The following is a 14,018-nucleotide window of genomic DNA, read 5'->3' as shown; positions in this document are numbered from 1 at the left end:
TTCCTCTCCTACTAACAAAAAATAATAACCTCACGTTAATACGTAAGGTTATATAAATAGATTACCATTCTACGTTTCTGTTCAACTTTATCTATTATACAATGTTTTTGTATATTTGGCATCATTAACGGTTCAACATGTTTGATTACAGCATGTATGAAGCAATCCAGAATACGTATTTTTACCTGTGGAAACAACTACAGCTTTCGCAGTTCCACTTACAATATTTGTACCTGTAAAACATACATTTTCAAGTTGAAGTGGATTGTAGTCTTTCATGCGTTTTAACGGAATAAAACGTTTCCGCTCAAGATGGTAACAGCTTTCAAATTTCTCGATATTCGTTTCTTTTCCTGTTAACATTGATTCGTTTACTAATAAATCTTCCGCATAAATAATACGTACATCAGCTGGAACTATATCACCTGCTGAAAGGAAAACCATATCTCCTGGAACAAGCTCTTCAACTGGAAGTTTCATTATTTTTGATTCGCCATTCATTCCTGCAGTTGCATATCCCTCTACTCTAGAAACTGTAACGGTTACTGTTTCACATTGTGCTTCATTATGAATACGTTGCTTTGAAAACATAGGAATGATTTCGCCTAATTTCATCATGAAATCAGAAAGAATCGCTCGTTTTGCAGATAATTCATTTTTTCCGTAAACATGAATGCGTTTTTGTGCTTCTTTCATAGAAAGGCCGTCTCTTGTTGTTTTAAAATAAGCAAATACAGACTTTACATCTCTTGTTGCAATTTCAATTAACAAGTCCTTATTTTGTTTTAACATAGATTGCTCTTTCATCATTCTTTTACTTTGTTTATGTGACATGTTACCCACAAGTTTATTTACATATAACATATTATCGTCTCCTCCTTTACAACATAGGAAGAAACGCTTTGTTTCTCAATTTATCCCACTTTAACAATACATGTCTGTAAACACCGTGTATTGTTAAAGTGTCCCACGCTCAACTTACAACAAATATAGCTGAACGTTATCTTGTGATAAATATAGAGGGAGGAACAAGTCGTTTCCTGCCTACATCATATATTTTTGTTTTGCAGTATATGGGTAACGGAACCGAGTCAGAATTTGACATGCTCCTCACCTCCTCTTTCATTTTTTAGTTCGTATTTATACTATGAAAATCATCATAGTTTGTTAATAAAAAGACCTCTACTCATAAGCGAGTAAAGGTCATTACATGCATAAATAAGCGATTCCTAATCAACATAGAAATCTGCAAACCTCTCCCTCGCCGAGTTTTAGCACTGTATAGCATAGGTACATTACCAGCTACGTTAAGAAAAACCTTAATTCGATCATTCCTGTTGACCCATTGGCGTCTCTCGACATTTTTGGGCAGTAGCATTTCTCTATACAGGAGCCTCACCTAACAGAGACTTATTTTTTTATTACATAGAAAATGTTACTCCTATTTAAAATAGATGTCAACACCTTCTGCTTAAGGTTTTTTAATATGTTAAACACCCAGCAATTACAACACCAATCGAAATGGATAAAAACATAAGAAAAAGGCCAACAGCTTGGTTATCATCTTCAATACTTTGATTAATATTAAAGCGTGGTGTGCACCATTCAGCTAAATAAAACACAATAATTTGTGCTAAAACACCAATTGCACCCCATATAACCATGTCAAGTAATGAAACGGAGTGAGCAGCCGTCGAATACAAAACGATAGCAAGGCCAAGAACTCTTCCTCCAAGTGCGTAACTTGCTGCTTTATTCCCTTTCGCCATTAATGAAAATTCCTTCACTTTCGTCGTAACTTCCATAAGAAAAAGGCCAATACATAAAAGACCGATTGAGACCGCTAAATACAGTAAGAAATTAATCATTTTTAATCCTCCTTTTTTATCCCTACAGGTAAATAATAAGATTCATTCCCCGTAATTTTTTCACCAGCACGTATACCAATGCTACTTGGCTTTCCTGCAATTAAAAACGAACCAAACACATATGACAACTCCTCACGCCCTTTTTCAGTTTCAAGAGAAATAACAGGGAGCTTTGTATATTTTTGAAAGATAGATAGTTCTTTTTTATATGTTTGGTATGAATTTTTAACTACAATATTAGTGTCTTTGTCACGAATTGTAACCGTGTCACCTTCTCTACCAAATGAAGGCTTTTCAACAAAGGAACTTTCCCCTAAAAATGTATCTGCTTCTAAATAAGTTGGAAGCAGATACTCTTTAATCCATTTGCATTCCTCATTCGTATAAAAAGCGTTTTCTTCAGCTAACCCCCAAATTAGACATTGAATCGATTTAGGCTGAAGTAGAAAAGAAGAAATTGGATTTATAATGAATAACTTTTCTTCTTTTACAAGTTGCAACAATTCAATCCCAACATAATCTCCAGTACTTGGATCACGATCTTCAACCAAATGTTCAATCGGATATGTTTGTCGATATAAAATATCGATTGGTTTACCGTCATTATCAAATAAAGCATCTTTCGTAATTCTAAGCGCTGATATTGGCACCACTTTATTCTCGACTCGGCATAACTTACTTAAATACTTAGTCGTATTCCAATCTTCTATATGTTCATGGTGAGCGGTAAAGACGACATTTGGTTTTTCAATTCCTTTCGTTGCTTCCATCACAGCTTTTGTGATTCCAGAGGCAAGAAGGCGCTCCTGATTGCTGTTTGGGTTATGATAATTTAATTTCTTGCAGACTTCTTCGTTCATTTGAAAACATTCCACAATAAAAGTTGGCGTATCACTATTAAACTCGAGCATTTTAATACCTTCATTTGTGATTGCAAAATCAAATCGCGAAATAATAGATTCTGGCGAGAACTGCTCCATTCTAATAAAAGGCAAACTTAAAGATGGAAAACCAAGTTCAAGAAGCTGAGTATCAGACAAATCCCGAAGAAGATTAGCAGTTTTAAAAAATACTTTCCCCATGCGTTCTGTTGCCAATTGTAATTCTTGCACGGTTTGCTCTTCTATTTCAAAAACATGAAAAAGGCTATACTCACCTCCGTATAAATCAGACCAAAAATGAGGGAACCTTGAATAAAATCTTTTTCTTTCTTTTATGTATGAAGACATCATTTAACCTCCAAATCCACCTTTTGAACCGCTGCCAATACCCCCTTTAAAATTAGATGAAGATTGATAAGACTTAAACTCAGGTGAGTTTTTAAAGGACGATTTATCTTGATAATATTTGCCACCATAATAATAGTGCCCACCACGACTTGAATAATTATCATCACACCGCCAAACACCCAGCTCATCATCCCAATCCCAATCGGAACAGCTTTTATCCTTTGGTTTCGGAGGAAGATCTTGTGCGCAACCAGATAAAGTACTGGCCATTAAAGAAGTAATAACACCTGTTACTAACAATTTTGTTTTCGTCACCTTCCAACTCTCCTTTATATATTATATTTTTATTATAAAAGAATTCATGATAGAGTAGAAGAAAAAGGAAGAGGGATTACAATTGCGGTTAGAATATCGACTCAATGATGAAGAGAAGCACTACCCTGCCTTATGGAATTATGCAGATATTTCTGTTTCCGAAACCGTCGCCAGAATGACTTGTGAGTATTTCGTGAAAGAAGGAGATACATATGTCGTAACAGCAACCTCGATGGACCCTGACGGAACAGCAGTATTATACGTTGAAGAGGAAAGTTTCCCTAGTAATTCATCAGATATTGTATACTCCCATATAGGCTTTGAAATTAGAGAACTACAAGAAAAGGATTCGACTGTAATAAAAAGTAAAGAAGTTTGGAATCATGAAGAAATTTTACCATCTCTCCATTCCGATATTATATATATTGAAAAAGACGGGTTATTCATGGAGTTTATTTTAGATTCAAGAGAAATTGACGAAGATCGAAAGTGCTATGTCTATTATGGAAAATTTACAGGTGAACATAGATAATATTTCAAAATCTATGCTTTGAGGGAAACAATTATGCTTCCCATTCATCATGACAAAAATAAAAACCTTACGTATACAACGTAAGGTTTTTTATATAGCCCCACACATGCCGTTCTCTCTAGATGTCCATAAACCTGCTCTCACAGGTGGATGTCCTCATAAATGCTTCCAGTTTCCTTCTTAAAAAGATGGCATGCTGTTTACATTTACATATTGAACTTCCGTATTATACTCATTGGTTTAAGACATACATAAGCTACGTACACCGTAGGAATTTTATATAGTATTAGTTGAAATAAGACCCCCGCACGTGCCGTCCCTCTTAAATGTCCAAAAACCCGCTACTCGCAGGTGGATGCCCTCACAGCTACCGTACATCTTCCTCCACAAGGAAGGCTTGACGATGGTTGCTAAATGTTGAGCTTCCGTATAACTAACATCGGTTTTAGACATAAATGAGTTACGCACACCGCAGGATGTGTTATTTACTTGTCGTTATCTTATCACATTGTTTGCAATGTGTAAAATATAATGTTTATGCAAGAACTTCTTGCTTGTGACCTTATTTTAATACAAAATATTTTTGTATGCAAGAGATTACTGGTCCTCTTTTGCAATTTGATTTTCTGGATAAGAAATCCAATCACTCCAGCTACCCGCATATAACTTCACGTTACGAAAACCAGCTATTTGTAACGCTAATATATTCGGACATGCCGTTACACCAGATCCACAATAAACAATCGTTTCTTGCTCTTTGTTCAAATGTTGAAAACGATTTTCTTGGTTCGTTTTGTCGTTAAACTTTCCTTCTGCTGTAATCCCATCTTTCCAAAAATAATTTTCTGCTGTTGGAATGTGACCTGCTGTATGGTCTACTGCCTCTTCAATTCCAGCATAACGTCTCGGTTCTCTAGAATCAATTAACGTCATATCTACATTTGTACGAATTTTTTCTTTTACATCTTCCATCATTACAAGCATGTTATCTTGTACATTTGGAATAAAATTTTTCCGTTCAATAGTTGGCACTTCCGTTGTAATAGGCAAATTGTATTCTTTCCATGCTGGGAAACCACCATTTAATACATATACTTTTTCATGCCCTACATAAGTTAGTAACCACCATAAGCGCGAGGCCATTGCACCAGCTTGACTATCATATGCGACAACTGTTGTATTTTCATCAATACCAGCTTGAGAAAGTTTTTCAGAAAACTCCTCAATATCCGGAAGTGGATGACGTCCCCCATGCTCTGTAATAGAACTCGACAAATCAAGATTCAAGTCAAAATATAAAGCATGCGGAATGTGCTCTTGTTCATACTGCTTGCGACCCCATTTTGGATCTGCTAAGTCAAAACGACAATCGACTACTCGGACATGTTCATCTTCTATATGATCACGTAACCATTCGATTGTAACAATCATACTTAACGACCTTCTTTCTCTTGCAGACGATCTACATACTCCATAACCATATCTTCTGTTACAATTTTACGTTGTGGTGCGACACCTCGTTTAGCAAGATCATTAATTTGCTTTGTTACCATGTTAATCGCATCTACTGAGAAATGTTTTCCATTTGACGCAAGTGCTACTGCCGCTTCAATTGCCGCTTCACGCTGTGCTTCTAGTTGTAAAAATGTTGTCACAATTTCATTTTGTTTACGAGAATGTGCTGTAATTGCTTTATGTACTTCCATCTTCTCTTCCCCCTAAATAATTTATACTTTCTTGCCAAGTAGCTTCATAAGAAAATGACTAGAGTTCCATTGTAAGCCGAATCATATCTCGGCATACAATCCCATTTTCAATAATCTCTTCTTCATAATGCTTTGAAAAGTAATCAAAATCAATAGAAAAAATACGAAAACCACATTTTTGATAAAGAGCAATTTGTGAAATACTAGAATTCCCGGTCCCTACTTCAAGATTATGCATGTGTTTTTCTTTGGCAGTTGTAATCGCATGCTGTAACAATTGTTTTCCAATGCCTTTTCCTTGTATGTCTTCCAAAACAGCAATATTCATAATTTCCATTGTTTGCGGCCTTGTCTCAAGTAATATATATACTCCTATTACGTTTTCTTCCTTTTTCGCAGCATAGATATGACCACGACGTAAATATGAATTAATTTGACGTTCACTTGGATCAGCAAGCAATAATAATGACATTGGCGCCTTATCTTGTGAAATACGCTCTATTACAATTCCCATAAAAATTCCCCTTTCTCTCTTGTTCTAAACCCTCCTTGTCTACCATAAGTAATACAAAGGAGGGATTCACCATGGACAACAATGAGAAAAAGTGCAACGTCATCTCAATTGATGGAAAGAAAAAGAAAAACGGAACATATTCCCATCCGAAATTAGTTGTAGATGGAAAAACATATGAATTTTCTTCATTCGTCTTATGCGGTGAAACACCAGATGGTAGACGCTTAGTTCTTACCCATATGATTTCTACAGACGAATTTGCAGGATTCGTAAAATCACTAGATGCTGTACTCCAAAAGAAAATTGAGCGTATCTTTTTTTCATAGGATTTATCAAATTTTCATTTCCTGTTCGATTGCTGTTAACTGTTTCTGCAATTGTTCCTTAATTTTCTCATATAGTGACACATCAATCGTCTCTGCTAAAGCGAATAATACACTTTCATAATACTGCCCAACATCTTGCTGCATCACTGTTCGGAATAAGTCCCATTTCACTTCCCATTCCTCTTTATAATGATGAATAAATAATGTTTCTTCATCTGCTATATATTGAGATACGACAGGCTCTAGTGACTCTTTCGTATCTTCTTGCATTGCTGCTTTATCATTTTTTTCAAAAAAGCTTTTCTCATTTTTGAAATGAGATAATGCCTTTTTAAAATGCTTTACCTCTATCGAAGGAAACGGCTCTTTGTGCATAATCACTTTGTATTCATAATCAGCTGTGCCATTTATAGAAACCGATTCATTCTCCAACTTACATTTCACTGCAATTTCATCCCTTGCTCGCAGCATCGCTTCATCCATCCATTTTTCAAGACGCAGCGACGTTGCTCGCATTTCTTGTAATAAATCATGTTGCATAAACGCTACAAGTTCCATGAGACATTCTTGTAATTTAACCTTCACATTCCCATCTGTTCGCAGGGACGCTGGGTTAATAAATTCAGTAAACACATCGTTATAACGTAAGAAGAGACGCTGCTCTACATAATATAACAGTTCTTTCACTTCATTTTGCATTGCCTGTTCTTCGGCAAGTACACTATACGATGAAATAATATGAAGTAGCTGCTCACGTTCTGCTTCATATTTTTTTATTTGTTTTTCTTTCTCATCATTTCCTTGCTTCGCTCCTTGTATCATATTTGTAAGAAGCTTATCTGCGCTCTGCAGTGCACTATATAAAGAATGGATAGATACGAGCATTAAATCGCGCATCATAAAGGATGTAAATGCTTCTTCAAACTTTGTAATCCCTGAATTTTTCAAAATCCCACACTTTTCTTTTTCTATACGCTTTCCTTGTTTCTCCTCAAGTGCACATAGACTTGAAATTGCAAATAGACGTGGATTTCGGATACCATATTGCAGAAGTTGATCTGCAATATATCCTTTTACCATTTCAAGTTCATCCTCAGACTGCGCTAAGTCTGCAGCATTAATTAAGAAGAACATTTTATCCAGCGCAAATGTATCCTTTACACGACCAAGCTGAATTAAAAATTCACGATCCGCCCTTGAAAAGACATGATTGTAGTACGTTACAAATAAAATCGCATCAGCATTTTTAATATATTGGAATGCAACGTCTGTATGTCTAGCATTAATAGAATCTGCTCCTGGTGTATCAACAAGTGCAACGCCTTGTCTCGTTAAAGCACAATCATAGTACAGTTCCATATATTCAACAAAACACGATTTTTCTTCGTTTGCTACATAATCTGAGAACGCTTCTAACGTCACTTGTACTTGTTCTCCTAAATGATTAGAAACCGCTTGATATCCTCTTTGTACCGCACGTAAAAAACTAAACGTTGTTTTTTGTTTTCCACTTGGTGATGGATATTTTAAGATTGTGTCTATTTGTGATAGAGCTTCTTCAAATGTCGCGATTTCATAATGAAACAATTTATAAACTGCTTTCATATCTTCTAATAGCGCCTGCTTCGATTTAAACTGAACCATTACTGTGCCGTGAGGTTTATCTTCTGTAATCGGCAAAATCTGATTAATTGTTGCCGTTGTTGGGTTAGGTGATACTGGCAGTACATTCGCACCAAGCAATGCATTTGCAAATGACGACTTCCCGGCACTAAAAGCTCCAAATAAAGCTACTGTAAATTGCTTCGTTTCAACACGTTTTCTTTTCCCTACGACTTCTTGATGTAAATGTTTCAGTGTCGGAAGAGGTTCTAGTATCATTTCCGCATCTTTTACTTGTTCTAATATACGCTGAATATTCAATGTTGCCGTTGTTTTTATATTTTCTTCATGATAAGAAATGCTCTCGCTTTGTATCTCTTGTTCTTGTAACGTAAACTTCTCATTTACAACCTGCTTCTTACCTTGTAATACTTTTTCTACTTGCAACCCATCTGGTACTGGTACATGTTCGCTCCAAACAGCTTGTAAGTAATTCTCGTATTTATCGTATGCCTCAATGTATTGTAATTTTGTTTCTTTTGCTGTTTGTAGCAGCGTATATTGTTCAATTTCTTGTTCAATATGAGCAATCTCTTTCACCATCTGTTGCTGTAAAACGCTCGCACTTTTTTCGAAAATTTGCTGTGCTTTCATAAAGTATCTTTTCTTTAACTCATTCGCAACGTCAGCTGTATAAAGAAGCAAGTAATCCCCTGTAAACCCTGCACCTTGCTTAATAGCTTCTGCTAATAATTCTGGACCGAAAGAAATTTGCAATGCATATATGTCTTTCCCTACTTCTTCTGTAAACATCTCTTTATTTTTTAAGAAAGTTACAATAAATTCTTTCACATGAAAATCAAGCTGCGTCTCAACAGTTTTTCCTAACGCTGAATAAAATGCATCTAAACGCCGTTGTTTTTCTTGCTCTGTTTTTCCTTTCGCGAATAGCAAGCCAACTTTAAATTTTGTTAATTTTGTTTCTAAATATTGATTTGCTAGTTCCCTCATTTCAAATGGCATTAAGTAAGCATTATCTAATATTGCTTGCAATCCTTTTATAAATTCATTTTTCACATCCGATTCTTTACTAGCAACGCATCGTTTATTTTCAGCAAGTTCTTCTTTCTTTTCTATTACGTCTGCAAGCGATAAAGGTGATGCTAGTTCTTTTTGATAGGGCATTAATTGTTTTTCATTTTCTGAAAGAATGAATAAAAAATGCTCTTGTAACAAGTATTCTGTTTCTCTCTCCATACCATTTTCCACATATTTCTCACGCTCTTTCATAATAGAGGCAAGTAAATTCTCTAACCTTTGAATTTCGTTATGTGGATGGTTCATCATTCGTAAGGAAGTATAAAAAATGCCGTCTACTTCAATATCCCAATTCGAGAAGGATTGGCTCACACTTTTCTTATAATCTTCAAATGATAGCTCTCTTTCTTTATGCTTATCGATTTGATTGATTACAAGATAAACCGTTTTATTGCGTTGCTTCAATTCTTTAACAAATTGCAAATTCACTTCAGATTGAACATGGTTATAGTCCATCATGTAAAAAATAACATCTGCAAGATGGAGTGTTGATTCTGTCGCTAATTGATGTGCATCATCTGTTGAATCAATTCCAGGTGTATCAACAAGCATAACACCATCAGGAATCGGTGCGTCATTTCGATAAATGTGAACACCTATTACCTCGTCTCCATTTTTACAAAGTTGCTTCAGCTCTTCTGCTGAGTATGCACCATCATATTCGTAATGCTCTCCAGATTTCACCGTTACAACAACACGATCCGGTCCCTTTTCAATTTTAACAACATTTGCACTTGTCGGAATCGGACTTGTTGGTAATAGCTGTGCTTTATATAAGTGGTTCATCATTGTCGATTTTCCAGCAGAAAAATGACCGCAAAAAGCAATCATAAGCTGTTCTTGCTTATATTTTTGAATCACTTCAAACAACTTCAAACTATTCTCCGTATCCTCATGTTTTTGCCATTCTTCATAAAAACAAACAAGTTTTTTCATACTGTTTGTCTGTACTATGTTTGTCATCCCCTTGTTCCCCTTTATTCCAAGATGTATATACCCTATTATCATACTAAATTTTCAGGATATTCTCATTAAAAATAAAAAATCCCTTTCATTCTTTTTACAAATGAAAGGGATTCTATGTAAGTTTGTTCATTTTGTTGCTTCGACTCCATTTAACACATATTTTGTAACGACAGCATACAAAGCAACCGTTCCTGCAACTAATGCATATACCATATTTAACACACCAGCCTTTTTGATAATGATTATCACTTTTACATACATTTTATCATTAAAGAGAATCATTATCAATATTATTTTCTAAAAAAAGAAGCCCCTTGAAAATAAAGAGCTTCTTTACTACCTGTTTTAAAGGAGTGAAAAACTTGCTGTGCACCTTTATTATATCTCATAATAAATATCTTAACAGTTTTAAAAATTGGAAATACCCTCATCTCCTCTTCCTTCCATTATTGTATAATAAAAGTGAGTGACTTAAAGGAGGAAAACAATGACACAACATATTTCACAGGGCGAGAGGATTCATTCTATTGATATTATTAGAGGAATTGCTGTATTCGGTATTTTTCTTGTTAACTGGCCCGTTATTGCAGGTGTTGATGCTCGTGACATTACAGGAAGTTATGAAGGAATAAACAGTTATATCCGCCTGTTTTATGACATGTTTATTCAAACAAAATTTTATACTATTTTTTCATTTTTGTTTGGATTAGGCTTTTTCATTTTTATGCAGCGTGCTGAAGCGAAAACGGATCGTCCAAAAACATTATTCATCCGTCGACTTCTCATTTTATTCTTATTCGGCTTCTTGCATTACGTCCTTTTATGGGATGGTGATATTTTACATAGTTATGCAATTGCAGGATTTTTCTTGTTATTATTTTACAAAAGACAACCACATACCATTTTAGTATGCTCGTTGATTCTATTAAGTCTTTTCCAATTGTTCATGTTATTAGCTAGCATCATGATCGCTTTTGTGCCAATAGAAGAATTAACCTCTTCCCTACCTATTATGCCATTAGAAAATTGGAGCTTACAAGTGCAAGATCGCTGGCATGCCTTTTATTCTGAAGCCATTGAGTTAAATATTTCTATGCTTCCAGAAACAGTTGGGTTATTCCTACTCGGCCTATACGCTGGTAAAAAAGACATTTTCCGCCGAGCAAAAGAATTAGATTCTAAACTCAAAAAGTGGCAAATCATTATGTTTCTCTTAACACTTCCAATGTGGTTCTTTATGCTTCGTTACTTTGTAACAAAGCAACCGTATGAACCAATCTACATGACTGGTTTTACAATGTTTAGTGGTAAAACTTTATTTATCTTTTACATTTTTACACTTATGCGTTTACTACAGAAAGAAAGATGGCAAAAATTATTGCAACCTTTCCAATATGTAGGACGCATGGCACTAACTAACTACATTTCACATACAGTAATAACATTGATTGTATTTGGTCTATTTTTCAAAAATTATTTACCGGTTCCATTATGGGTAGGTCCACTATTTTGTATTGGATTTTATACACTACAAATTTTTATTAGCCGTTGGTGGCTCTCTCATTATCGATATGGTCCATTAGAATACATTTGGCGATTAGGTACCTATGGAAAATTGATGCCACTAAAACAAAAAAGCAAGATCTCTTCCTGAGATCTTGCTTTTTCTTATGCTTCTCTTACAGCACTTTGCATGGGAACTTGCTCTTCTTTTATTTTCGCTTTGCGCTGCGGAACCATATTAAATACGATATTCAGAAGCACTGCTGACGCGCTTCCAAGTACAATTCCGTTATCTGTTAAAATACGAATGCTCTCTGGAAGCTGAGAGAATAAAGTTGGAACGACAGTTACGCCAAGACCAATACCAACAGAACATGCTACAATTAATAAATTTTCTTGTTTTGCAAAGTCTACACTGCTTAACATTTTAATGCCATATGCCATTACCATACCAAACATCGCTAACATTGCACCACCAAGCACCGGTTTTGGAATAATCGTTGTGATAGCTGCAATTTTAGGAATAAAACCAAGAGCGATTAACATACCACCGCACGTATAAATGATAACGCGGTTTCGTACACCTGTTAATTGAACAAGACCTACGTTTTGAGAATACGTCGTATACGGAAAGGCATTGAAAATTCCGCCTAAAACCATCGCTAATCCTTCTGCACGGTAACCTTTTGTTAACTCTTTCTCACCGATTTTTTTATTACATATATCAGATAAGGCAAAGTATACACCTGTCGCTTCTACAATACCAACGCAAGCAACAAGAATCATCGTAATAATTGGCGTTAGCTCAAATGTTGGTGTACCGAAGTAAAATGGCTGAATACCATGGAACCAATCAGCCTCTCCAACCGCTTGTAAGCTCACTTTCCCCATAAATGCTGCAATGATTGTACCAAACAAAAGACCAAGTAATATAGAAATAGAGCGAATAAAACCGTCAAAGAAACGATACATAATGATGATAAATAATAAAACCCCAAATGCTAACGCTAAGTTTTCAAGGCTACCGAAATCTTTACTCCCTACGCCCCCAGCCATATCATTAATCGCTGCCGGAACTAATGTAACCCCAATAACTGTAACAACAGAGCCCGTTACAACAGGCGGGAATAGTTTTACAAGCTTTCCAAACAATTTCGCAAAAATAACAACGAATAACCCAGCAGCAATAATTGCTCCATATATAGATGAAACTCCGTATTGTTTACCGATTGCAATCATCGGTCCAACTGCTGTAAATGTACAACCGAGTACAACGGGAAGGCCAATTCCAAAAAATCGATTCGATAAAGCTTGTAAAATTGTTGCGACACCGCACATTAATAAATCGATGGATACTAAGTATGTTAATTCTCGTTGATTTAAGCCAAGTCCCCCACCAACGATAAGCGGAACAATTATCGCTCCTGCATACATCGCAAGCATATGCTGAATACCAAGGGATGCGATTTTAAATGGGTGTTGCTTCATGACTATTTCACCTCCGCAGTCTCATGCTGAACAAATGTAACAGTACCGTTATCAAGTGATGCAATTTCTGCAAGTGATTCTACACGAACACCGCTCTCACGCAGTTTCTTTCCCCCATCTTGAAATGCTTTTTCAATAACAATTCCAATTCCTGCAATACTTGCGCCGGCTTGCTCCACTAAACTCATTAACCCTAAAGCTGCCTGGCCATTTGCTAAAAAGTCATCAATGATTAAGACGCGATCATTTTCATGGATGTGATTTCTAGATAATGAAATTTCATTTGTTTCTTGTTTTGTAAATGAGTATACTTTTGCAACATACATATTATCTTGTAACGTTAACGATTTACGCTTCCTTGCAAAGACTACTTTTACACCAAGCTCTAAAGCTGCCATCACTGCCGGTGCAATTCCTGAAGATTCAATCGTCACGATTTTTGTAATGTTCTCTTCTTTAAAACGCTGTGCAAACTCTTTTCCGATTTCTTGCATAAGTACTGGATCAATTTGATGATTTAAAAAGGCATCTACCTTTAATACATCACCAGATAAAACCGTTCCTTCGTTTAAAATCTTTTCTTGTAATACTTTCATGTTTGTTCCTCCTCTTATGCAATAAAAAAACTCCAAAAGTCGCCACCACTCGTTACAAGTGAGAGACGCGTTTTTGGAGTTTCGCAAAAAAGAATGCTAAACTAGCAAATATATCCGTCCTCACTCATAGTCAAAGTATTTACGGTACTTCGGTAGAAACTTGCAGGCCATATCCCCGCGATTATATGAGTGTAGCTAACTTATTATTTTATAGATGGATTATAACGCACTTTTTTTATTTTGAAAAGCATTTCTCATAAAAAACACGTACAAAT

The 14,018-nt window shown here is 35.6% G+C and carries 14 protein-coding genes, 2 other RNA genes and 2 riboswitches; of the genes, 3 read left to right on the top strand and 13 right to left on the bottom strand.

Annotated features, from left to right (window positions below; translation table 11 throughout):
- Positions 1 to 132: 132 nt before the first annotated feature.
- From CN373_RS01065 to CN373_RS01050, 4 genes are all read right to left on the bottom strand, one after another.
- On the bottom strand, positions 133 to 864 hold the full coding sequence (locus CN373_RS01065; RefSeq protein WP_000967615.1) for a cation-transporting P-type ATPase: 732 nt from the start codon (positions 862 to 864) through the stop codon (positions 133 to 135).
- Between the two features lie 386 nt (positions 865 to 1,250).
- Positions 1,251 to 1,414: riboswitch (M-box (ykoK) riboswitch) on the bottom strand.
- 67 nt (positions 1,415 to 1,481) lie between these two features.
- Positions 1,482 to 1,868, bottom strand: a complete 387-nt coding sequence (locus CN373_RS01060) for a DUF350 domain-containing protein (protein ID WP_000606848.1) — start codon at positions 1,866 to 1,868, stop codon at positions 1,482 to 1,484.
- Between the two features lie 2 nt (positions 1,869 to 1,870).
- Positions 1,871 to 3,097, bottom strand: a complete 1,227-nt coding sequence (locus CN373_RS01055) for a glutathionylspermidine synthase family protein (protein WP_098358638.1) — start codon at positions 3,095 to 3,097, stop codon at positions 1,871 to 1,873.
- A gap of 3 nt (positions 3,098 to 3,100) precedes the next feature.
- Positions 3,101 to 3,412 carry a hypothetical protein gene (locus CN373_RS01050; protein WP_000167960.1) on the bottom strand — a complete coding sequence of 104 codons (312 nt, stop codon included), beginning with the start codon at positions 3,410 to 3,412 and terminating at the stop codon, positions 3,101 to 3,103.
- 82 nt (positions 3,413 to 3,494) lie between these two features.
- Here CN373_RS01050 and CN373_RS01045 point away from each other — a divergent pair, with 82 nt between their 5' ends.
- The gene (locus CN373_RS01045) at positions 3,495 to 3,944 is read left to right on the top strand and encodes a hypothetical protein (RefSeq protein ID WP_098358637.1); all 450 of its coding nucleotides are present in this window, start codon (positions 3,495 to 3,497) and stop codon (positions 3,942 to 3,944) included.
- A 93-nt stretch (positions 3,945 to 4,037) separates the two neighbouring features.
- Here the strand turns inward: CN373_RS01045 and ssrS (CN373_RS01040) are convergent.
- The 5 genes from ssrS (CN373_RS01040) to CN373_RS01020 all read right to left on the bottom strand — a co-directional run bounded on the left by ssrS (CN373_RS01040) (position 4,038) and on the right by CN373_RS01020 (position 6,164).
- Positions 4,038 to 4,221, bottom strand: a non-coding RNA gene (gene ssrS / locus CN373_RS01040) — 6S RNA.
- A 21-nt stretch (positions 4,222 to 4,242) separates the two neighbouring features.
- A non-coding RNA gene (gene ssrS, locus CN373_RS01035) (6S RNA) lies at positions 4,243 to 4,425 on the bottom strand.
- Between the two features lie 116 nt (positions 4,426 to 4,541).
- A complete protein-coding gene (locus CN373_RS01030) occupies positions 4,542 to 5,375 on the bottom strand; it encodes a sulfurtransferase (protein WP_000637381.1) in 834 nt (277 codons plus the stop codon).
- A 2-nt stretch (positions 5,376 to 5,377) separates the two neighbouring features.
- On the bottom strand, positions 5,378 to 5,650 hold the full coding sequence (locus CN373_RS01025; RefSeq protein ID WP_000451805.1) for a DUF2533 family protein: 273 nt from the start codon (positions 5,648 to 5,650) through the stop codon (positions 5,378 to 5,380).
- Positions 5,651 to 5,708: 58 nt separating this feature from the next.
- Positions 5,709 to 6,164, bottom strand: coding sequence for a GNAT family N-acetyltransferase (locus CN373_RS01020; protein ID WP_000513323.1), 456 nt, complete (start codon positions 6,162 to 6,164; stop codon positions 5,709 to 5,711).
- Between the two features lie 71 nt (positions 6,165 to 6,235).
- Here CN373_RS01020 and CN373_RS01015 point away from each other — a divergent pair, with 71 nt between their 5' ends.
- Positions 6,236 to 6,490, top strand: coding sequence for a DUF3931 domain-containing protein (locus tag CN373_RS01015; protein ID WP_000369734.1), 255 nt, complete (start codon positions 6,236 to 6,238; stop codon positions 6,488 to 6,490).
- 6 nt (positions 6,491 to 6,496) lie between these two features.
- Here the strand turns inward: CN373_RS01015 and CN373_RS01010 are convergent, their stop codons facing one another.
- Positions 6,497 to 10,153, bottom strand: a complete 3,657-nt coding sequence (locus tag CN373_RS01010; protein ID WP_098358636.1) for a dynamin family protein — start codon at positions 10,151 to 10,153, stop codon at positions 6,497 to 6,499.
- A gap of 129 nt (positions 10,154 to 10,282) precedes the next feature.
- Positions 10,283 to 10,438 carry a hypothetical protein gene (locus tag CN373_RS25435; protein WP_165770988.1) on the bottom strand — a complete coding sequence of 52 codons (156 nt, stop codon included), beginning with the start codon at positions 10,436 to 10,438 and terminating at the stop codon, positions 10,283 to 10,285.
- A 205-nt stretch (positions 10,439 to 10,643) separates the two neighbouring features.
- Between CN373_RS25435 and CN373_RS01005 the strand changes: the two genes are divergently transcribed.
- Complete coding sequence (locus CN373_RS01005) at positions 10,644 to 11,810, top strand: DUF418 domain-containing protein (RefSeq protein ID WP_000191882.1); 1,167 nt, start codon at positions 10,644 to 10,646, stop codon at positions 11,808 to 11,810.
- Positions 11,811 to 11,824: 14 nt separating this feature from the next.
- Here the strand turns inward: CN373_RS01005 and pbuX are convergent, their stop codons facing one another.
- Positions 11,825 to 13,147, bottom strand: coding sequence for a xanthine permease PbuX (gene pbuX, locus CN373_RS01000; RefSeq protein WP_000809207.1), 1,323 nt, complete (start codon positions 13,145 to 13,147; stop codon positions 11,825 to 11,827).
- Between the two features lie 2 nt (positions 13,148 to 13,149).
- Entirely contained in the window at positions 13,150 to 13,743 is a 594-nt protein-coding gene (locus CN373_RS00995) for a xanthine phosphoribosyltransferase (RefSeq protein WP_000866499.1), read from the bottom strand.
- A gap of 107 nt (positions 13,744 to 13,850) precedes the next feature.
- Positions 13,851 to 13,952: riboswitch (purine riboswitch) on the bottom strand.
- Positions 13,953 to 14,018 lie beyond the last annotated feature (66 nt).

It is taken from the genome of Bacillus cereus (genome assembly GCF_002561295.1).
Classification (GTDB): domain Bacteria; phylum Bacillota; class Bacilli; order Bacillales; family Bacillaceae_G; genus Bacillus_A; species Bacillus_A cereus_S.
The sequence above is the reverse complement of the archived record's forward strand: the minus strand, read 5'-3'. Positions and strand labels throughout refer to the sequence as shown.